The following is an 18,550-nucleotide window of genomic DNA, read 5'->3' on the forward strand; positions in this document are numbered from 1 at the left end:
AGACGGACGGCGCCGCCCCGGCTCCCTTACCCGCTCGAGACGGTCGGGTCCGCGCCGCTTCGTCCGTCCGGGGGAAGCGGCGGCGTGCGTTCCGGCGTCCGGGGTCAAGGCCGCACCAGGCGGCGCAGGGCCAGTCGAGCGAGTGGGGCATAGCCCAGCACGACCAGCCACGGGCCGTGCATCGTCAGGCTCGTCGTGCTGCCGTGCGCGTGCCCCCGCACGTCGTGACGCAGGCGGAGCCCGGCCGCTCCCAGCCGGACCCGCCAGGTCCAGGTGCGGTGGTCGTCGTCGACGGAATCGACGACGAAGGCGACACGGAGGCCCACCACCGACTCCACCGTCCCGCTCATGCCGGCGGTCAGCCTCCGGCCGGCGGTGTGCACAGCCCTGATCTGCGGCGACCACGACGCCCACTGGTCGACGCACGCGTAGCGCCGCCAGACCGCCTCGGGGCGGGCCGGACCCGTGGCCCGCAGGGTCAGCCGCCCCATGACGGATCCGCGGGGTACCGTGCCCGGGAGACCACCCCTGCGCGGCTCGTCCTCATCCGGTCCGATCCTGCAAGTACTCGGTGAGCGCCTTGCCCGGCCGGAACGAGGCCGCGCCGTCGGCGACGTGAAAGCTGCCGAAGCTGCCCAGGGTGACCGTCTCATGGGCCTTGAGCGCCTCGGCGATCGTCCCCGCGTGCTCCACCGTGCCGAAGAGAATGTCGAAAATCCGTCCGATGTCGTCCGCGGCGAGACCACCGCCGTCCGCGCGTTCGGCCTGGCGGCGGGCGGTCAGTTCGGTGAGCTTCGACTTGTCCATGCGCACATTCCTCATCGTGTCCCGGTGGTGGTGCTCAGCGCTTCCACCATCGCGGGGCGCCGGCCCGACCGCATCTCCCGGCGGGCGCACGGGTGCGCCGGGACGGGGCACGTCCCGGCGGGAAGTGCCGCGAACGCCTGGCGCGCCGCCTGAACGAGTGCCGATTCCGCGTAGATGAGGGTCCGTGACCACGGCGACGCCTACCATCCCTCAGAAGTGTCGGTAGCAAAGGGGGACTCATGCTTTTGACAAAGCTGGCGGCCGCGGGAGCGGGCGCGGTGCTCGCGGTCAGCCTGAGTGGTGCACCGGCGAACGCCACGCCGGTGCTGTCCAACTTCGTGAACCAGGCCACGGACCGTCCGTGCCTGGACTTCCGGGCCGACTACGGCCCGTACGTCTTCAACTGCAACGGCACCTCTTACCAGAGGTGGTACTGGAACGACGACTACGAGTACACCGCGTTGCGCCAGCAGGCGACCAGGCTGTGCCTCACGTTGCGCAACGACCAGCTGACCATGAAGCCCTGCGCCGCCGCCGACGACGCGGCACTCTGGCAGATCGACGAGACCAAGCCCGCGCTGATCAGGAACATGGTCAGCCGAAAGTGCCTCGCGCGCATGGCGAACGACCGCGTCTCGACCGCGACCTGCACCGGAGGCCCCTCGCAACGCTGGTCGCTCAGGTTCTCCTGATTCCGTCCGGCAGCTTCGGACGCCGCTCCGGCGCGGGCCCACGCACGGGGCCGTCGCGACCGGGCGAGGCCTGCTCAGAAGTGGGGAAGGCGGGGCCGGCACAACTCACCGGCCCCGCCTCCTCGATGCGGTTCATCCCGGCCAGGCACCGGTCAGCCGGCGAGTGGCGACCGCGCCCGCACGGTCCACGGCAGCCTTGACGCCCGCGAAGATCGCACCCTGCAGCGTCGCGGCGAGCAGGACCTCGCTCCAGCCGCGGTCCTCGTCCGTGGCGTCAGGGGCGTCCTCGTCATGACCGAGCACTTTCCACGCCTGTTTGAACAGGCCACCGGCCAGCATGCCGCTGACGGCGCCCAGCGTGAGACCGACCGGCTTGTAGGCGATCTTGGATGCCTTCACCGCGTCACCCCTTCCGACGGCACATCAGCCACACCACGGCAACCGCTCCCGCGGCGGCGAGCACCAGACCGCGGTTGTCCCGCGCCATCCGCGCGCCCTGGACCGTCCTGGCCCGCACCGGCTCGGGCACCTTCTCGTCCCAGACCTGGCCGGCCTGGGCGGCCTTCAACCGTGCCTGCCCGGCCACCTGCGCGGCCTGTTCCCTGACCGGGTCGGGCAGCTTGTCCTGCACCCGTGACACCGCCTGGGCGGCCGCGGTCCTGGCCTGCTCGGCCCTGAGCACCGCCTGCTCCTTCAACTCGCCCGCCTTGACGGCCGCTTGGTCCTTGACCTCCGCGGCCTTCTCCTTGGTACGGGCCTTCACGTCCGTCTTGGCCGCGAGCGCCTCCACCGTGTCTCCGAGTTCCTGGCGAGTGTGCTCCACCTGCTCGCGCAGTTCCTCGGGGGTCTCGGCGGTCGGCTCGTCGTGAGGCGGCTGGGTCATCGGTGCGCACTCTCCTTGATCTCGGCCACGTCGGCCTTCACGTTCTCGATCGTCGCCTCGGGCGCGGGCGGCGCGGCCTCGGCGAACTCCTTCTTCCCGGTCAGCGCCATCACCGCCACGATCACCGCGAGGACCGCGGTCACGATGAGGCCCGCTGCCCACACCGGCAGCGCCACCGCCAGCCCGGCGATCGCGGTGGCCACCATGGCCTGAAGCATCAGGAACCCGACCAGGCCGGCGCCGCCGAACAGCCCGCCGCCCTTGCCGTACTTCCTGCCCTTCTCCTTCATCTCCGCCTGGGCCAACCGCAGTTCGCCACGCACCAGTTCCGTCAACTGCTGCGAGGCGCGCTGCACGAGTTCACCCACGGGCTCGGACCCCGCCGTCTCATGGCCCGGGCCCTGACGCGGCTGCGTACTGGACGACAAGGCGATCACCTCCTCCGTACTGGTTCCGTCCTCCGGAAAGCGCACCGCGGCGCCCCCGGTGAGCGCGCGGGTACCCCGAACGGGCCAGTTCAGGGCACCTGATTCGCTGGGTTGCCGCGCACGCGGGTCGGCAGGCACGACACGGGCCGCCGGCGGCTCCCGGCAGGAGGCGGCTACGGCAGCAGCCACCGCACCGCCAACCGGGGGCTGCGACGGACGAACCAGGCGGCGGCCAGGCCGATCGCGGCTCCGGCTGCGACGTCACTGGGATAGTGGGCCCCGCTCTGCACGCGCTCGAACGCCACCAGGGCGGCGGGAACCGTACACAGGAAGCCCGCCGGCGGGAATGCCGGAAGGACGGCGGCCGTGAACGCCGCGGCAGCCGCGGTGTGTCCGGAGGGGAACGAGGAGGACTCGGGCCGGTCCTCCACCTCGTCGTGCGGAATCCATTCCTTCGGTGGCCGAGGCCGGTCCGACAGCTGTTTGCACAACCCGTTGGAGACCAACTGCGCCACGATCAGCGCCGCCAGACCGGACCCGGCGGCGCGGCGCCCGCGCCGGCCCCCCGCGGCGGCCATGACGGCCGCGGCGCCGCACCACAGCTTGGTGTTCTCCGCGCACTCCTCCACCGCCGACAGCGTCCGGTGCACACCCGGTGTGGCGCACGCGGCGATTCGCTGGGTCAGCCGCCGATCAGTCCTACGCAACCCTGCCAACAGCATCATGAACAGCAGGTATCCCCGGTACCGGCGCTCCATGCCGGGGTGTTCGCGGCGGGTGGTGGCCGGTCTTGGACGGCTGAGGTGACGGTGAGACGGATCCGACACAGGGGTATCCGGCGTCACCCTTGTCGACGCGGGTATACGCGCGAGGGACAAACGGGGTGCAGAAGGTGGCCGCGATGGAATCATTGCCTGTGGGCGAGGACGGCATCACGCCGGGCGAGTGGGCCGTACAGACCACGGTCGCCCTGGACGGCGACGGAACGGACATCGCTCAGGCCCGCCATCTGGCCGTCGGCTTCCTCACCCGTGTCCAGACCGAGCACGGGATCCCCGTCTCCCAGCGCGCCATGGATCTGGCCCAGTTGGTGGTCAGCGAGTTGGTCACCAACGCCCGGAAGTACGCCCCCGGTCCGGTACTGCTCGACCTGCGCGTCACCGGCGACACGGTCGAGGTCATGGTGTGGGACTCCGACCCGGAGCTGCCCATGGCCAGGGCCGCCGACGCCGACCGGGTGGGCCAGCACGGCCTGGAGATCGTCATGGCCGTCGCCCAGGGCTTCGAGGCGCAGCGGGAGCCGGTCGGCAAACGCGTCACGGCCCGCATCGCTCTGCTCGACGACCCCGGCGGTGCCGTCTCCGGACGCCCGCCCCAGTAGAACGACTGGGGCGGGACGTGAGAACGGCCCTGACCCGGCTCCCGCGAACCGTCTGCGCCGCATGTGCCGGCCGGGAGGACAGCGCGCGGCGCCCGGCGCCCGGTGCCGGTCGCCGTCACAGCCAGCCGTTGCGGCGGAAGACCCGGAACAGCAGTCCCGCCCCGACCACCATCACGCCGAGCGCGCACGGGTAGCCGTAGCGCCAGTCGAGTTCGGGCATGTGGGCGAAGTTCATGCCGTAGATGCCGGCGACCATGGTGGGAACGGCGAAGATGGCCGCCCACGCGCTGATGCGGCGCATGTCGTCGTTCTGCCAGGTGCCCACCTTCGCGAGATGGGCGTCCAGGACGGAGCCGAGCAGGTCGTCCAGGGCGCGGACCTCGGCGTCGGTGCGGGCGAGGTGATCGGTGACGTCGCGGAAGTACGGCACGACCTGCCTCGGCCAGCCGTCCCGCGGCGTGGTGAAGGGCTCCATGACCGGCACCAGCGGCTGGACGGCGTCGCGGAACTCCACCACCTCACGCTTGAGCGAGTAGATCTGTTCGGTCAGGTCGTCGCGGGCGGGCGAGAACACGCACCGCTCCAGTTCCGTCAGGTCCGTGCGCACTTGCACGGCGGCCTGGGCGTAGGCGTCGACGATCACATCGGTGACCGAGTGCAGGACGCCGACGGGTCCGAGCCGGGCCATTTCAGGCTGCTCCGCGAGCCGCCGCGCGGCCTCCACCGTGGGGTCGTCCGCACCGTGCCGTACGGTCAGCGCGAAGGACGGACCGAGGAAGATCATCACCTCGCCGGTCTCCACGTCCGCGGTGCGTTCGACGAACCACAACGTCTTCACCGCGACCGCCAGCACGTCGCCGTACCGCTCCTGCTTGGGCCGCTGTCGGGCCTGCACCGCGTCCTCGATGGCCAGAGGGTGCAGCGGCAGATACTCGCTCAGCCTCCGCAGCTCCTTCTCGCTGGGCTCGTCCATACGAACCCAGGCGAACTCATCCGGCTTCAGCACGGCCAGCCGGTCCAGGGCGGCCTCGCAGCCGCCGTCCGCCTGTCCGCAGTCGATGGGCTCGCCCTCGCCGGTCTTCTCCTGGTAGATCACGCACTCCATGCTCTTGCGAGTGCTTCCGCCTCCCCATTCCATGCGCCCGGACCCGAAATCGCCGACGGGACCCTGCCCCCGTTGTGACCGGCCGCCCTTCCTCGCGCGCCTGGAATCTGACGCAAGATCCTGTTGTCGGCCGGGAACGGCGTCGATCAGGCTCGCGGCCATGAGACCTTTCCGACAGCTCGCGTGGGGCGCCGGCCTGGCCGCGACCACGGTCACCGCGCTGGTCACGCCCGCGTCCGCGGCCACGACCGACCTCGGCACCCTCTCCGGCGGGACGCAGAGCAGCGCCGCCGGCGTCAACAGCGCGGGCCTTACGGTCGGCTGGGCCCGTGTCTCCGCCGCCACCTACGCCACCCGATGGAACGCGCAAGGCACGATCACCCGGTTGACCAGCCCTCAGGACAGCACCGGAAGTCAGGCGTTCGCCGTCAACGACGCAGGTGTCATCGTCGGCGACGCGACCGGCTCCAACGGCAAGGTGCCGGTGCGCTGGAACACCGACGGAACGGTCACCGATCTCGGAGCACCACCGGGTGGCAAGGGCGGGGTGGCGCGGGCGGTCAGCGGCAACGGAGTGATCGTCGGTGAGACCTACGACGCGAGCAGCGGCCTCACCCGGGCCGCGCGCTGGAACCCCGACGGCAGCAGGGCCGTCCTGCCCGCGCTGCCCGGCGACAGACAAGCCTGGGCCCTGGGGGTCAACGCCTCCGGCGTGGCCGTCGGCGTCTCCTTCAGCCCCAACCTCCGCCCGCGCCCGGTGCGATGGAACGCGGACGGCACGGTGCAGGAGCTGCCCGCGTTGCCCGGGGACACCGCCGGACGGGCCAACGGCATCAACGACAACGGTGAGATCGTCGGCATGTCCGGCGTCAGCACTCCGATGGGACCGACCCGGCGGACCCCCGTACGGTGGAAGGCCGACGGGACGGTCACCGCGCTCCCGGCGCTCGGCGGCGACGACGGCGGCGAGGCCCACGCCGTCAACGGTCTCGGAGCCGTCGTCGGAGAATCCACGCACGGCGGACTCGGTCCGCGCGCCGCGCAGTGGGGTTCCGACGGCACCGTGACCTCGCTCGGCGCCCCCGCCAACAGCAAGAACGCGTGCGCGCCGGCCTCGGTCAGCACCGGCGGCACCACCGTCGGCGAGTGCGGCATCGACGACCCCGAGGACGCGAGTCTGTTCCACGCCGTCCGCTGGAACTGACAGCGGATGTGGCGCACCGCTCCGGCCCGGCCGAGCGGTGCGCCACGGATGTCTCCGGCCCCCCCCGCACCGTGAACACCGGACTGCCGGTCCTGAGGCTGTGGCGCATGGACTCGCCGGTGTTGAATATGGCTCCATGAGCGGGAGCGGGAGCGGGAGCGGGCGTGCGGCGAGCCGGACGGCGGTGCTGGTCTGCCAGGGGCGCGCGGCCGCGCACGGGAGGGCTGCCACGGACCACTTCGCGGATCCGGTGGCGGTGGGGCTGCTGCGCGTCGCGGAACGCGAGACGGTGGACGACGTGCGCGCGAAGATTCCACCGGAGGGCCGGCAGGAGCGCCTCGCTTACGAGAGTGTGCGGGCGTGCGCCGAGGTGGTCGTGCCGCGGACGGTCGCGATCGACGAGGCACTGCGCGCCCGCATGACCGGCCAGCTCGTGATCCTCGGTGCCGGCCTGGACACGCGCGCGTGGCGTCTGCCCGGACTCGCGGGGACGGATGTGTGGGAGGTCGATCATCCGGCCTCCCAGCAGGACAAGCGTGCCCGCCTCGCCGAGGCCGCGCCGGCGCGGCGAGGGCCGGACAAGGACGGTCCCGTCGCTGCCGGGCCGGCGGCCGTCGCCCGTTCCGTGCGGTTCACGCCGGTCGATTTCGCCGTCGACGATCTCGGCGCGGCGCTGGACGCCGCGGGGCACGACCCGTCCGCGCCGACGACATGGCTGTGGGAGGGCGTCGTCCCCTACCTCACCCGCGACGAGGTGCACGCCACGGTCACCGCGCTCGCCGCCCGGACGGTTCCGGGCAGCGCACTCGTCGTGAACTATCAGGCGCCGTCGGCGAGGGCGGCCGCGGGGCGGCTGCTGGCACGCGTGCTCGGCGGTTCCGTCACCTCGGGCGAACCGTGGCGCTCGCTGTGGAGGCCCCGGCGGATGGCCGCGCTGCTCGCGGAGTACGGCCTGCGAGTGGTGTCGGACGACGACCTCCTCGCCCTCGCACAAACGCTCGGCAGCCCGGCGCGGAGGTGGACATCCTTGCGCTCAGGGCGCGTCGCCGTGGCGGAGAGCCGCTGACGGCACGGCCGCCGTGACCGGCTCGCAGCGGGGCAGGGAAAGGCGAATCGCCGACGGGGCGATTCGGCGTCTATGGCCACCGGCCGAACCCGGCTTTCACACGGAAACTGATAGAATGTGAGGCATGGCGCAGCAGGTCAAGCGGGCGTTCAAGTACCGCTTTTACCCCACGAACGAGCAGGCAGCAGAGCTGTCCCGCACGTTCGGCTGTGTCCGCCTCGTGTACAACAAGGCGTTGGAGGAGCGCACACGGGCCTGGTACGGCGAGCAGCGCCGCCTCTCCTACGTGCAGTCCTCCGCTGCGCTGACGAAGTGGAAGAAGACCGAGGAACTGGCCTTCCTGGCGGAGGTGTCCTCCGTCCCTCTTCAGCAGGCGCTGCGCCACCTTCAGACCGCGTTCGCCAACTTCTTCGCCAAGCAAGCGAAGTACCCGCGCTACAAGAGCCGGAAGAAGTCCCGCGCGTCGGCCGAGTACACCCGCAGCGCCTTCAAGTGGCGTGACGGGCGACTGACTCTGGCCAAGATGGCCCAGCCGCTGGACATCCGCTGGTCGCGCCCGCTGCCCGTGGGTGCGGAGCCGACCACGGCGACCGTGTCCCGCGACGCGGCAGGACGCTGGTTCGTGTCCCTGCTGTGCGAGGACACCATCACCCCGGCCCCCGCCACCACTCAGGCCGTCGGCATCGACGCCGGGATCACCTCCCTGGTGACCCTGTCCACCGGCGAGAAGATCACCAACCCGAAGCACGAACGCCGCGACCGCGCCCGCCTCGCCCGCGTACAGCGGGGGCTGTCGCGGAAGGCGAAGGGCTCGGCCAACCGGGAGAAAGCCCGGCGTCGCGTCGCCAAGATCCACGCGCGGATCGCCGACCGGCGCCGCGACTTCCTGCACAAGCTGTCCACTCGGCTCGTCCGTGAGAACCAAACGGTCGTGATCGAGGACCTCACCGTCCGCAACCTGCTGAAGAACGGCAAGCTCGCGCGAGCCATCTCGGATGCGGCCTGGACGGAAATTCGCTCCATGCTGGAGTACAAGTGCGCCTGGTACGGGCGCGAACTCGTCGTGATCGACCGCTGGTTCCCGTCCAGCAAGCTGTGCGGGGTCTGCGGCACGGTCCGCGGGAAGCTGCCGCTGAACGTCCGCGAGTGGACGTGCGACTGCGGCGCCGTGCATGACCGCGACGTGAACGCGGCACGCAACATCCTGGCCGCCGGGCTGGCGGCGTCTGCCTGTGGAGACGGTGTAAGACCTCAACGGGAGTCCTCCCGGACGGGGCGGTCGTCGGTGAAGCAGGAACCCCAGCGGGCGACCGCTGGAATCCCCCGCCTTTAGGCGGGGGAAGAAGTCAAGGACAGGCGCGAGGCGCTGAAGGTGCTGGTGCGGCCGTGAACCGGCGGTCCGGGGTCAGCGGAGCGGCCGTCGCGCCGCGCTGCGGTAGACGGAGATGCCCAGGGCGAGCAGCCAGTAGCTGAGGATCGCGCCCATCAGGGCGGTGGTGCCCCAGCCGTTCGCCGCGTAGAAGTGCGCGGGGGTGTTGCCGAAGAACAGGGACGGCACGAAGGCGAGGTTGAGCCCCGCGAGTACGAAGGCGGAACGGCCGGTCCACCGAGGGAGCAGGTTCGTACGGGAGATTCCGTAACCCACGGCGGTCAGGAAGAGCGCGAGCACGAGGCGCCCGATCGACCCGTAGAGGATGTAGGTGCCTTCGACCGCGATGGTCGGGTCGATCGGGTGGTCGGTGGCGATGACCGCGCCGGCTTCCAGCCCGCTGGAGACCAAGGTGATCGTCGAATAGACCAGTCCGGCGGCGAAGATCATCGTGCCGACCCATTCGTGGGCGGGGCTCGCCCTCTTGACGAGTTCACGGAAAGCGGTGACGAACACGATCAGAAACGCCAGCGCAAGGATGCCGATCAGCAGCCTGGCCAGGACGTTCGAGTCCGGTGGCGGGCCGGAGTAGACGAAGTACAGGGGTACTTCGACGATGAGAGCGGCCGCGGTGGCGATGCCCGCGAGGCCCGTCAGTCGCCTGGCGTCGGTTTCGTTCATGGATGTCCCCCTGGGCCCGTGTGGCAGGGCCTGTGTCGGTCGGTTGCCGGTGAGATGAATGCTGCCGCCCTCGCCGCTCATCGTCGCTGGGCGTGGACCCCGGATCAGGGGTGGTCCTACCGACACCCCGACTCCGCGAAGGGGCCCACCTCGACATGACCGAGTGGTGAGGCGGCCCGGCCGGCCGCCGGCGGCATCGACGGCGTGACCGCGTGGACCGGGGCGAACAGCTCCTGCACGCTTCATCGTTCGAGCGGGCGGCCGCCGCGTACGCGAGCACCGTCCGGACTACGCGCGGGACGCGGTGCATTGGGCGCCCGGACCGCACGTCCCGGCCCGCGTGTGCTCGACCTCGGCGCCGGAACAGGAAGCCGACCGGCACACTGATCGCGCCGGGCGCGGAAGCCACGGCCGTTGAGCGCGGCGCGGCGATGCTGACCGGACACCGCTCTCCCGGAGCGCTACCGCTCCGCCCTCGGCGACCGCCACCCCGCCACCCCGCTGCCGTGGGCCGTGCCCGCGGGACGCCCGCGGACGGTGACATCGAGGTGCACCGCCAGGACCAGGGCCATGGCGTGCCCGGCGCCCGGCGCGTCCGAGCGTCGTAGGCGTCCCCCTCGGCCCTCACCGGCTGACGGCAAGTCAGGCCAGAACCGTGCAGCCACTCCGGACCCCTGCCCCAGCGGTGTGTGCGGTGTCACGTACCCAAAGCGCCGACCAAGTTGTCTGCATCACAGCGCAAATGTCCCTTTAGCGTCCATTCTCGAAGCGGCTACCGACCCCCGAAGTGGAGCCAGCCGGCATTGCCTTGGGCGTTGAGTCCCGAAGTGGCGCCCGGCACACCACTGGCGACGTTCCTCCTATTTCCCCCTGGAAAGGTGCCCACCATGGCCGCTTACCTCTGTCCTCCTGCCGTGATACACGGCGAGCACGCAGTGAAGACCAGCCAGATCGTGGCGGAGGTGCGCGACCGGCACCCGCACGCGGCGTGGGCGCCGCGCGTCGACGGCATCGCGGCCAGTACGGGCATCGAGACCCGCGGATGGATGCTCCCGCTGGAGACCGCCGTGGCGCCGGGCGACGGCGGGGGCCTGCGGGCGTTCGGCGTCGGGCGGGCTCAAGAGGCGCTGGCACGCGACGGGTTCACCGAGCAGGACGTGGACCGCGTGATCGCCGCCCTCGAGGCGGTACCCGCGCCGCAGACCGTCCAGGAGCGCACCGCGCCGGCCTGGGAGGCCGTGCAGGCCTACGGCGAGCGCGCGGCGCGCGGTGCCCTGCAGATCGCCGCGCTGGACGCCGCCGACGTCGACTGCCTGATCACCAGTCACTCCACCACTCCGGCGCTGCCGGGCCTCGACATCGCCCTGTCCAACAAGCTCGCGCTCCGCCCCGACGCGATGCTGCTCCCGGCCACGCAGTGGGCCTGTGTCGCGGGGACCCGCTCTCTGGCGCTGGCGGCCGAACTCGTCGCCGCGGACCCCGACCGGGTGGTCCTGGTCGTGATCTCGGAGGCGCTGAGCACGACCTACCAGCCCGCGGACGACACCCTCGAGTCCCTGATCGTCCGGCTGCTCTTCGCGGACACCGCGGTCGCTGCGGTGGTCACGGGCCGTCCGCGGCGCGAGGCGGTGCTGCGGCTCGACGGCGCCTGGCACCACACCCTGCCCGGCACCCAGGACCTGCACCGCCTGGAGACGCGGGCGGACGGCACCCACTTCGTGATGGACCGGCGTGGGCCGCGCGCCGTGCAGGAGACGGTCACCGCGATGTGGGAGTGGCTGCGCAGCCGGTACCAGGACGACCCCGACTCGTGGCACCCGGACATGCTGCTCGCGCACCCTGGCGGGACCCGGGTGCTGGAGTACATGGAGCAGACGATGCCCGAAGCGTGGCCGTCGGGGCTCCTGGACTACAGCCGGGACAGTTACGCCAGCGGCAACCGCGGAGGTGCCGCGGTGTTCGACATCCTGCGACGGGCGTACGACGCGGGGCAGAAGGCGGGCGACCGCGCCGTCCTGTACGCGGCGGCACCCGGGCTCACCGCCACCGCCCTGGACGGGGAATGGCTGTAGCCCGAGTCCCGTGGATGGTGCGGGCGGATGTGCCGGGCGGCGGGCCCGGGACCCACTCGTCGTCCGTTCGCCGTACAAAGTGTCCAGATAGTGGGCAATCCGGCAGGGCTCTTGGTATCGCGTTAACACAGGAGTAACACTGGGAGAGTTGGCCGACCTGGCACGTTCAGCCGGGGCGGCCGCAGTCCCGCGCGCGGCAACGGCGCCGAGCGCCCCTCACCGGTCACCCGCCGGTGTCGGCCATGTCTGAAAGGGACCCTGTGACCTCGCGACCCGACCCCAAGACCTCGCTCGACCTGCTCCGTGCCGAGATCGAGCGCCGCAACCCGGCGGAACCCGAGTTCCACCAGGCCGCCCGCGAGGTGCTGGAGACCCTCGCCCCGGTGCTCACGGCGCGTCCCGAGTACGCCGAGCCGGGGCTCGTCGCGCGGCTGGTCGAGCCGGAGCGGCAGATCATGTTCCGGGTGCCGTGGCATGACGACCACGGCCGGGTCCACGTCAACCGCGGCTTCAGGATCGAATACAACAGCGCCCTCGGCCCCTACAAGGGCGGCCTGCGCTTCCACCCGTCGGTGAACCTAGGGATCATCAAGTTCCTCGGCTTCGAGCAGATCTTCAAGAACGCGCTGACCGGGCTCGGCATCGGCGGCGGCAAGGGCGGCAGCGACTTCGACCCGCAGGGCCGCAGCGACGCGGAGGTCATGCGCTTCTGCCAGTCCTTCATGAGCGAGCTGTACCGGCACATCGGTGAGTACACCGACATCCCGGCGGGCGACATCGGCGTCGGCGCCCGCGAGATCGGCTACCTCTTCGGCCAGTACCGGCGGATCACCAACCGCTGGGAGGGCGGCGTGCTGACCGGCAAGAGCGCCGGCTGGGGCGGCTCGCTGATCCGTCCGGAGGCGACCGGCTACGGCAACGTGCTGTTCGCGGAGGCCATGCTGCGCGCCCGCGGTGAGGACCTGGAAGGGCAGACGGCGGTCGTCTCCGGCTCGGGCAACGTCGCGATCTACACCATCCAGAAGCTGGCCGCCCTCGGCGCCAACGCGGTGACCTGCTCCGACTCCAGCGGCTACGTCGTCGACGAGAAGGGCATCGACCTGGCGCTGCTGCGCCAGATCAAGGAGGTCGAGCGCGGCCGGGTGAGCACGTACGCCGAGCGCCGGGGCGCCTCCGCGCGGTTCGTGCCCGGCGGGCGGGTCTGGGAGGTCCCGGCGGACGTCGCCCTGCCGTCGGCGACCCAGAACGAACTGAACGCCGTGGACGCCGACGCCCTGATCCGCAACGGTGTGAAGGCGGTCTCCGAGGGCGCGAACATGCCGACGACACCGGAGGCCGTGCAGCTGTTCCAGCGGGCCGGCGTCGCCTTCGGCCCCGGCAAGGCGGCCAACGCCGGCGGGGTCGCGGTCAGCGCGCTGGAGATGACGCAGAACGCGTCGCGCACGTCGTGGAAGGCCGACCAGGTCGAGGACGAGCTGGCCCGCATCATGACCGACATCCACACCACCTGCGCCGAGACCGCCGAGCGCTACGGCGCCCCCGGCGACTACGTGACCGGCGCGAACATCGCCGGCTTCGAGCGGGTCGCGGACGCGATGCTCGCGCAGGGCGTCATCTGATCGTCACGGCGTCACGGTCACGGCGTCCCCGGTCCGGGGACGCCGTCCGGGCACGCCGAGGCGGGCGGAGGTGCCGGGTGCGTGCGGCACGCGCGCGTCACCTCGCGACCTCCGCCCAGATCACCTTGCCGGTGTCCGTCCACCGCACCCCCCACCGGCTGGTGAGCCCGTGCACCACGTGCAGGCCGCGACCGCCGTCGTCGAGGAGGCCGCCCCGGCGCAGCCGCGGCCTGCCGTTGCCGGTGTCGCCCACCTCGCACAGCAGACCGTGACCGGACCTGATCAGCCGCACCGTGACAGGGCCGGTGGCGAAGCGCACCGCGTTCGTGACCAGCTCGCTGACCAGCAGCAGCACGTTGTCCCGGGTGTCGTCCCGGGTGCGCCACTGGCGCAGCAGCGCGGAGACCCGCTCGCGGGCACGGGCGGGCGCGTCGTAGCGGGCGGGCAGCCGCCAGGTCGCGGTGTCCTCCTTGCGGTAGCCGATCGTGCGCGCGAGCAGCAGGGTCACGTCGTCGCGCTGACGCGCGGGCGCCAGTGTGGAGACGACGCGCCGCGCGGCCTGCTGCAGAGTGTCCCAGGGGTGCACCGCGGACACGACCTCCGCCAGCCTGTCGATGCCCTCGTCGATCGACACGGCCGGATCCTCCACCAGGCCGTCGGTGTAGAGGGCGAGCAGGGAGCCCGGGGGCGCGCCGAACGTGTGCACGTGGAACGGCTCCCGCAGCGCGAACTCGGCGCCCAGCCCGGGGTGCGGGCGGACCGCGAGCGGGGCCGCGTGCCCGTCCGGAGACACCAGGATCGGGGGAAGGTGACCGGCGCTGGACAACGCCACTTGGTGGCTGACCGGGTCGTAGAGGGCGACGCAGCAGGTCGAACCTAGGGCGCTGTATCCGGCCGCCAGCCCGGCCTCCGAGTCGTCCAGCAGCGTCACGGTCTCGTCCAGGTGCTCCAGCACCTCGTCCGGCGCCAGCCCCGCCGAGAGCAGGGCTCGGGCCTCCATGCTCAGCTGGCCCATGGTCGCAGCGGCTCCGAGGCCGTGCCCGACGACGTCACCGACCACCAGCGCGGTACGGCCGTCCGGCAGCGGAAAGCTGTTCACCCAGTCGCCGCCGACGCCCGCGCTGTCGGGGGTGGCGGGCTGGTAGACGCTGGCGATCTCGACGGTGTCGCCGCCGGTCCGGGGGAGCAGCCGGCGCTGCAACGCGAGCACCTGCGTGTGCTCGCGCTGGTGCTGACGGGCCAGGTCGACGTGATGGGCGGTCCTGGCCACCAGTTCCTGCAAGTCGAACAGCTCGCTGTCGCGGAACGGGCAGTCCGCCCGCCGCCAGACCTCCGCCACGCCCAGCACGACGGGCGGCGCGCCGTCCAGGACCAGCGGTATGCACGCCACCCCCGCCGACCGGTCGCCGGGCACCAGGGCACGCACCACCCGCGGAGTACCGAGCACCCGTTCGACCGCCTCCCGGTCGGGTATCACGATGGCCTGCGGGGCGTCGTCCCGCTGTACCGCCTGCGCCAGCAGACGACTGGCGTCGCTGGGAAGATCGTTGCCCGGAGTCACGTACCCCTCGGGCCAGGCCCGGTCCGGCACCAGCGCCGCCCGCCGCAGCCGGATGCGTCCCCGCGCCTGCTCGCTGACCCCCTCGCCCGTCCACACGGCGAAGTCGAGGTCGACGGCGGCCACGTCTCCCCAGGCCAACAGGGACTCCGCCAGCGACTGCGCGGTCTCGCCGATGTCCAGCGAGGTGCCGATCGCGGTCTCGGCGGCGTACAGGTGCAGCCTGGTGGCCATGGCGATCACGGAGACGGTCAGGCCTTCCTGCGGCACCGCGGCGGGCAGGATGCTCAGTGAGACCACCAGCTCCGAACCGTCGCCGCGCCGCAGACGCTGGATCCGGGCGACGTGCGCCTCACCGGTTTCCAGTACCTGCCGCAACCGCCGCGTGACCGTCGGTACGTCCCCAGGGGGCAGAAGATCGACGAAGGGGCTCCCGGTCAGGGCGTCCAGACCCGCGAAGACGGGGGCGTCCAGATTGCAGCGGGTGATCCTCAGCTCCCTGTCCAGGTTGACCGCGCCGAGAATCTGATCCTGGGGGCCGTCCCCCGCGTCCTCGGGCACGCGTCGGCCGACGGCGCGGTCATCCGGGGCGTCGGCAGGACCGGCCGGCGCCGCACGTCCGCCGCGCGGGATGTAGCGCCCGAGAGCGCTGCTGACCAGTTCGAACGGCGAAGAGGACGAAGGGGACGGTGTGGAGTCCATGCGGCTCTCTCAGCAATCCCCGGCGCGGCGCCGGGGCCGTACGCGAACCCGTGCGACGGGGCCCCGAGATCCCTGATCGCACACTTCATTGAATAACACAGGGAGTCGCTTCGCCCACATCGGATCGTTTCGTGCCGGTGATGGGGTGTGTGGCGAGGGTGGGGATGGGTAATCGAACCCACCGGAACCACTGATTCCGCTTTAGGGATCCACCGCTAGAGGACGCTGGAGGACAGACCGTGAGCAAGCTGATACGGCGTTGTGCCGTCACGGGCGTTTCCGCTGTAGCCGCTGTGGGCGCACTCGTCGCCGTGGGCGATCCCGCGAGCGCGACCACGACTGCGCAGGCATCACCCGTTTCCGCCCGGACGGTGGCCGCCGACCATCACCCGTCACGGCCGTCCGCCGCACACCGGCAGATCGATCCCTGGGTCGCCGGCCAGCTGGCACAGTTCTACCCCGACGCCGCCCGGCGGCTCGCGGTCTACGACCCCTGGGTCAAGGACCAGATCGCGCAGTTCACCGCCGACAAGAAGTGACCGGGCGCCCGTCGAAGCCGGACACTCAGACCCCTGGGTCGGCTTCGACCGGACCGGGCCGAAGGCCGCGCGCCGCTTCCAGTTGCGCGGCGAAGGCCAGCCCGAGGAAGAGGGCGATCGAGGTCAGGTAGGCCCACAACAGCAAGGACATGAAGGCGCTCAGCGGGCCGTAGACGGTGTCGAAGGAGCCGCTGATGTCCAGGTAGAGGCTCAGCAGCCAGGTCAGCGTCATCCACAGCACCAGGTAGACGGCCGCGCCGAAGGCCAGCCAGGTGTACCCGGGCTGCTTGCGGCGCGGTGAGCGGCGGAAGACGGTGCTCGCGGAGATGAGCGCGAGCAGCAGACCGAAGGGCCGGCGCAGGACGTCCCAGGCCGCCAGGGTGCCGCTGTCGAGGTGGTAGACGGTCACCGCCGCCGAGGCGAGGTCGTCCCCGGCGACCATCACGACGAACCCGAGGCCGAGCGGGAGTCCCGCGCCGACGGACATCAGCAGGCCGCGCAGGTACTTGAGGTGGAACGGGCGGTCGCGTTCGTTGCCGTAGATCCGGTTGGCGCCGCGCTCGATCTGGCACATGGCGGTCGTGACGTTCACCAGGGAGAAGGCGGCACAGAGCCAGAGGGCGGCGGCGGCGCCGTCACCCGCGGATGTCCGGCCGCGGGCGAGGGCGTCGTCGACGACGCCCTCGCTGGGGCCGCGGGTGATCCGGTGGATCGTCAGTTCTGCCAGCCGGCCCACGTTCTCGGTGTGCACGACGGTCGAGAGCCCGACGAAGGCGATGGTCAGGGGTACGAGGGCCAGCACTGTCTGCAGGGCGAGCGCCCGGGAGTGGCTGAAGCCGTCGGCGTACCGGAAGCGGACGAACGCGTCCCGCAGGAGCGACCAGCCGCCGTAGCGGCGCAGCGCCGCCCATGCCTCGTCACCGGACAGTTCCTCGCCGCTCATGTCCCGTGTCTCGGGAACCTGCGTGGCAGTGCCCATCGCCCCCCCAATGCTCGTCGGCCGCCGACGGCGGCTCTGTCCGTCTACCCGGAAGCGTGGCCGCCCCAGCGCGCGATTCCGGGGCAGCCCCGAGCCCTCGACCGCCGAGCCCGTCACGGAAGGCCGGCGACAACTGCGCAGAAGGTCCGGCAAACAGCGGTTCTTCGGATGGTTCACCCTGCTTCTCAGCGGCCGAACCGACCGCGCCACCTTCGGAGGCGATCTCCGGCGCGAGCGTATGTCGGCCAAGCTGACTGACTACGCCGGTGGCCGTGGACGAATCGGCGCAGACGCTCTCCGCTGACGAGCGCGAGCACCTGCGGGCCGTCGGCGAGGTGCCCGACTGGTTCCTGGCCGACGTCGAACGGCGGTACCGGGAGTGCCGTAAGCGCCGTTGACGGCGGCCGGCGGCCCTGTGACGGGCCCGTTGCGAGGTACGGCGGCGGCCACCGGACCTGACACGGATCCATCCGGGACCCAGGCGGTCGCCGCCCAACTACCTTGTCCCGCATGACAGTCACCGGGATCGACATCACAGAGGACCTGATCCGGGATCTGCTGCGCGAGCAGCAACCCGACCTGGCGGACCGCCCCCTGAAGCTGGGAGCGCTCGGCTGGGACAACCAGGTGTGGCGGCTCGGTGACGACCTCGCCGTCCGGATGCCCTGGGCGACGGAGTCCGCGGACGCGCTGCTGCGCAAGGAACACGCCTGGCTGCCCCTCCTCGCCCCGCACCTCCCTCTTCCGATTCCCGTTCCACAGCGCCTCGGTGAGCCCTCCGAACGCTTCCCGCGGCCCTGGCTCGTCACCACCTGGGTACCGGGCGAGCCCGCCGACCGCGCCCCCGCGACGCGCCCCGCCGAGGCGGCCGTCACCCTGGCCCGCTTCCTCACCGCCCTCCACCGCCCCGCCCCCGACGGAGCGCCGGCGGGCCGGGACCGCGGCGGCCCGCTGGCCGAAACCGCCCAGCGGTTCACCGAAGCGCTCGCCTCGGCCACCGAACTGGGGCTGATCCGCGACCCGGAAGCCGTCCGCGCGGTATGGGAAGACGCCGCCGCCGCGCCCGACTGGGCAGGCCCGCGTCTCTGGCTCCACGGCGACCTGCACCCGGCCAACATCCTCACCGCGAACGGCACCTTCTCCGGCGTCATCGACTTCGGCGACCTCTTCGCCGGCGACCCGGCCTGCGACCTGGCCGCCGCCTGGATCCTGCTGCCGGACGGCGCCGCCGACCTCTTCCACGAGACCTACCGGCCGGGCCCGGACACCGCGACCCTGCGCCGCGCCCGCGGCTGGGCGGTGCTGCGCGCCCTCGCGGGCATCCACATCGGGGACGCCGGTGTCCACGGCCGCCCCGGTGGCAAGCCGACCTGGGGCCCGCCCGCCCACGCCGCACTCGCACGTCTCACCGCGGCGGTCCACCGGTGATCACGCGGCCCGGCAGGACCACACCGGTTCCTGCCCA

20 protein-coding genes are annotated in these 18,550 nt (G+C 71.8%); 10 read left to right on the forward strand and 10 right to left on the reverse strand.

All coding sequences use genetic code 11. From position 1 onward, the window contains the following. Nucleotides 1–104: 104 nt before the first annotated feature. Both AB0924_RS15970 and AB0924_RS15975 read right to left on the reverse strand, forming a co-directional pair. Nucleotides 105–491, reverse strand: coding sequence for an SRPBCC family protein (locus tag AB0924_RS15970; protein WP_366911681.1), 387 nt, complete (start codon nucleotides 489–491; stop codon nucleotides 105–107). A gap of 52 nt (nucleotides 492–543) precedes the next feature. Then, nucleotides 544–807 (reverse strand): hypothetical protein, encoded by a 264-nt coding sequence (locus AB0924_RS15975; RefSeq protein WP_358939281.1) that lies wholly within the window; start codon nucleotides 805–807, stop codon nucleotides 544–546. A 239-nt stretch (nucleotides 808–1,046) separates the two neighbouring features. Here AB0924_RS15975 and AB0924_RS15980 point away from each other — a divergent pair, with 239 nt between their 5' ends. Continuing rightward, a complete protein-coding gene (locus AB0924_RS15980) occupies nucleotides 1,047–1,499 on the forward strand; it encodes an RICIN domain-containing protein (RefSeq protein WP_358939283.1) in 453 nt (150 codons plus the stop codon). Between the two features lie 132 nt (nucleotides 1,500–1,631). Here the strand turns inward: AB0924_RS15980 and AB0924_RS15985 are convergent, their stop codons facing one another. The 4 genes from AB0924_RS15985 to AB0924_RS16000 all read right to left on the reverse strand — a co-directional run bounded on the left by AB0924_RS15985 (nucleotide 1,632) and on the right by AB0924_RS16000 (nucleotide 3,517). Continuing rightward, nucleotides 1,632–1,898 carry a DUF4235 domain-containing protein gene (locus tag AB0924_RS15985; protein WP_359556582.1) on the reverse strand — a complete coding sequence of 89 codons (267 nt, stop codon included), beginning with the start codon at nucleotides 1,896–1,898 and terminating at the stop codon, nucleotides 1,632–1,634. Nucleotides 1,899–1,902: 4 nt separating this feature from the next. Next, nucleotides 1,903–2,382: a DUF3618 domain-containing protein gene (locus AB0924_RS15990; RefSeq protein WP_358939288.1), complete on the reverse strand. Its 480-nt coding sequence runs from the start codon at nucleotides 2,380–2,382 to the stop codon at nucleotides 1,903–1,905. After that, nucleotides 2,379–2,750 (reverse strand): phage holin family protein, encoded by a 372-nt coding sequence (locus AB0924_RS15995; protein WP_366911713.1) that lies wholly within the window; start codon nucleotides 2,748–2,750, stop codon nucleotides 2,379–2,381. The genes AB0924_RS15990 and AB0924_RS15995 overlap by 4 nt, the downstream gene beginning before the upstream one ends. A 233-nt stretch (nucleotides 2,751–2,983) precedes the next feature. Then, a complete protein-coding gene (locus AB0924_RS16000; RefSeq protein WP_366911682.1) occupies nucleotides 2,984–3,517 on the reverse strand; it encodes a phosphatase PAP2 family protein in 534 nt (177 codons plus the stop codon). 194 nt (nucleotides 3,518–3,711) lie between these two features. Between AB0924_RS16000 and AB0924_RS16005 the strand changes: the two genes are divergently transcribed. Continuing rightward, entirely contained in the window at nucleotides 3,712–4,191 is a 480-nt protein-coding gene (locus AB0924_RS16005) for an ATP-binding protein (RefSeq protein ID WP_358939292.1), read from the forward strand. A 115-nt stretch (nucleotides 4,192–4,306) separates the two neighbouring features. On the opposite strand, the gene AB0924_RS16010 is transcribed toward AB0924_RS16005, so the two are convergent. Further along, nucleotides 4,307–5,296, reverse strand: a complete 990-nt coding sequence (locus tag AB0924_RS16010; protein ID WP_358939294.1) for a magnesium and cobalt transport protein CorA — start codon at nucleotides 5,294–5,296, stop codon at nucleotides 4,307–4,309. Between the two features lie 160 nt (nucleotides 5,297–5,456). On the opposite strand from AB0924_RS16010, the gene AB0924_RS16015 reads away from it, so the two are divergent. The 3 genes from AB0924_RS16015 (at nucleotide 5,457) to AB0924_RS16025 (ending at nucleotide 8,899) form a co-directional block, all read left to right on the forward strand. Next, nucleotides 5,457–6,500 carry a hypothetical protein gene (locus AB0924_RS16015; protein ID WP_366911683.1) on the forward strand — a complete coding sequence of 348 codons (1,044 nt, stop codon included), beginning with the start codon at nucleotides 5,457–5,459 and terminating at the stop codon, nucleotides 6,498–6,500. A gap of 136 nt (nucleotides 6,501–6,636) precedes the next feature. Continuing rightward, on the forward strand, nucleotides 6,637–7,566 hold the full coding sequence (locus tag AB0924_RS16020) for a class I SAM-dependent methyltransferase (protein ID WP_366911684.1): 930 nt from the start codon (nucleotides 6,637–6,639) through the stop codon (nucleotides 7,564–7,566). A 124-nt stretch (nucleotides 7,567–7,690) separates the two neighbouring features. Continuing rightward, nucleotides 7,691–8,899 (forward strand): RNA-guided endonuclease TnpB family protein, encoded by a 1,209-nt coding sequence (locus tag AB0924_RS16025; RefSeq protein WP_366911685.1) that lies wholly within the window; start codon nucleotides 7,691–7,693, stop codon nucleotides 8,897–8,899. A 72-nt stretch (nucleotides 8,900–8,971) separates the two neighbouring features. Here the strand turns inward: AB0924_RS16025 and AB0924_RS16030 are convergent, their stop codons facing one another. Then, entirely contained in the window at nucleotides 8,972–9,616 is a 645-nt protein-coding gene (locus AB0924_RS16030) for a hypothetical protein (protein ID WP_358939576.1), read from the reverse strand. 887 nt (nucleotides 9,617–10,503) lie between these two features. Between AB0924_RS16030 and AB0924_RS16035 the strand changes: the two genes are divergently transcribed. After that, on the forward strand, nucleotides 10,504–11,688 hold the full coding sequence (locus AB0924_RS16035; RefSeq protein ID WP_366911686.1) for a type III polyketide synthase: 1,185 nt from the start codon (nucleotides 10,504–10,506) through the stop codon (nucleotides 11,686–11,688). A 260-nt stretch (nucleotides 11,689–11,948) separates the two neighbouring features. Then, nucleotides 11,949–13,307 carry an NADP-specific glutamate dehydrogenase gene (gene gdhA, locus AB0924_RS16040; RefSeq protein WP_366911687.1) on the forward strand — a complete coding sequence of 453 codons (1,359 nt, stop codon included), beginning with the start codon at nucleotides 11,949–11,951 and terminating at the stop codon, nucleotides 13,305–13,307. Between the two features lie 97 nt (nucleotides 13,308–13,404). Here the strand turns inward: gdhA and AB0924_RS16045 are convergent, their stop codons facing one another. Then, on the reverse strand, nucleotides 13,405–15,567 hold the full coding sequence (locus tag AB0924_RS16045) for a SpoIIE family protein phosphatase (protein ID WP_366911688.1): 2,163 nt from the start codon (nucleotides 15,565–15,567) through the stop codon (nucleotides 13,405–13,407). 239 nt (nucleotides 15,568–15,806) lie between these two features. Here AB0924_RS16045 and AB0924_RS16050 point away from each other — a divergent pair, with 239 nt between their 5' ends. Beyond that, nucleotides 15,807–16,106 carry a hypothetical protein gene (locus tag AB0924_RS16050; protein WP_358939568.1) on the forward strand — a complete coding sequence of 100 codons (300 nt, stop codon included), beginning with the start codon at nucleotides 15,807–15,809 and terminating at the stop codon, nucleotides 16,104–16,106. Nucleotides 16,107–16,131: 25 nt separating this feature from the next. Here AB0924_RS16050 and AB0924_RS16055 read toward each other — a convergent pair whose 3' ends face one another. Continuing rightward, nucleotides 16,132–17,085, reverse strand: a complete 954-nt coding sequence (locus AB0924_RS16055; protein ID WP_366911689.1) for a YihY/virulence factor BrkB family protein — start codon at nucleotides 17,083–17,085, stop codon at nucleotides 16,132–16,134. Nucleotides 17,086–17,357: 272 nt separating this feature from the next. On the opposite strand from AB0924_RS16055, the gene AB0924_RS16060 reads away from it, so the two are divergent. Together AB0924_RS16060 and AB0924_RS16065 are read left to right on the forward strand one after the other, a co-directional pair. Next, nucleotides 17,358–17,483 (forward strand): hypothetical protein, encoded by a 126-nt coding sequence (locus AB0924_RS16060; protein WP_358939564.1) that lies wholly within the window; start codon nucleotides 17,358–17,360, stop codon nucleotides 17,481–17,483. Between the two features lie 112 nt (nucleotides 17,484–17,595). After that, nucleotides 17,596–18,513 (forward strand): aminoglycoside phosphotransferase family protein, encoded by a 918-nt coding sequence (locus AB0924_RS16065; RefSeq protein WP_366911690.1) that lies wholly within the window; start codon nucleotides 17,596–17,598, stop codon nucleotides 18,511–18,513. Nucleotides 18,514–18,550 lie beyond the last annotated feature (37 nt).

Source organism: Streptomyces sp. NPDC047869, assembly GCF_040704065.1.
Lineage (GTDB): Bacteria > Actinomycetota > Actinomycetes > Streptomycetales > Streptomycetaceae > Streptomyces.

What these genes read in the sequence shown, in the direction of transcription:
- AB0924_RS15975 (WP_358939281.1), bottom strand. Translation starts at nt 807, where the DNA reads ATGGACAAGTCGAAGCTCACCGAACTGACCGCCCGCCGCCAGGCCGAA.
- AB0924_RS16020 (WP_366911684.1), top strand. Translation starts at nt 6,637, where the DNA reads ATGAGCGGGAGCGGGAGCGGGAGCGGGCGTGCGGCGAGCCGGACGGCG.
- AB0924_RS16025 (WP_366911685.1), top strand. Translation starts at nt 7,691, where the DNA reads ATGGCGCAGCAGGTCAAGCGGGCGTTCAAGTACCGCTTTTACCCCACG.
- AB0924_RS16035 (WP_366911686.1), top strand. Translation starts at nt 10,504, where the DNA reads ATGGCCGCTTACCTCTGTCCTCCTGCCGTGATACACGGCGAGCACGCA.
- AB0924_RS16010 (WP_358939294.1), bottom strand. Translation starts at nt 5,296, where the DNA reads ATGGAGTGCGTGATCTACCAGGAGAAGACCGGCGAGGGCGAGCCCATC.
- AB0924_RS16015 (WP_366911683.1), top strand. Translation starts at nt 5,457, where the DNA reads ATGAGACCTTTCCGACAGCTCGCGTGGGGCGCCGGCCTGGCCGCGACC.
- AB0924_RS16055 (WP_366911689.1), bottom strand. Translation starts at nt 17,085, where the DNA reads ATGGGCACTGCCACGCAGGTTCCCGAGACACGGGACATGAGCGGCGAG.
- AB0924_RS16045 (WP_366911688.1), bottom strand. Translation starts at nt 15,567, where the DNA reads ATGGACTCCACACCGTCCCCTTCGTCCTCTTCGCCGTTCGAACTGGTC.
- AB0924_RS15990 (WP_358939288.1), bottom strand. Translation starts at nt 2,382, where the DNA reads ATGACCCAGCCGCCTCACGACGAGCCGACCGCCGAGACCCCCGAGGAA.
- AB0924_RS16030 (WP_358939576.1), bottom strand. Translation starts at nt 9,616, where the DNA reads ATGAACGAAACCGACGCCAGGCGACTGACGGGCCTCGCGGGCATCGCC.
- AB0924_RS16005 (WP_358939292.1), top strand. Translation starts at nt 3,712, where the DNA reads ATGGAATCATTGCCTGTGGGCGAGGACGGCATCACGCCGGGCGAGTGG.
- AB0924_RS15980 (WP_358939283.1), top strand. Translation starts at nt 1,047, where the DNA reads ATGCTTTTGACAAAGCTGGCGGCCGCGGGAGCGGGCGCGGTGCTCGCG.
- AB0924_RS15970 (WP_366911681.1), bottom strand. Translation starts at nt 491, where the DNA reads ATGGGGCGGCTGACCCTGCGGGCCACGGGTCCGGCCCGCCCCGAGGCG.
- AB0924_RS16065 (WP_366911690.1), top strand. Translation starts at nt 17,596, where the DNA reads ATGACAGTCACCGGGATCGACATCACAGAGGACCTGATCCGGGATCTG.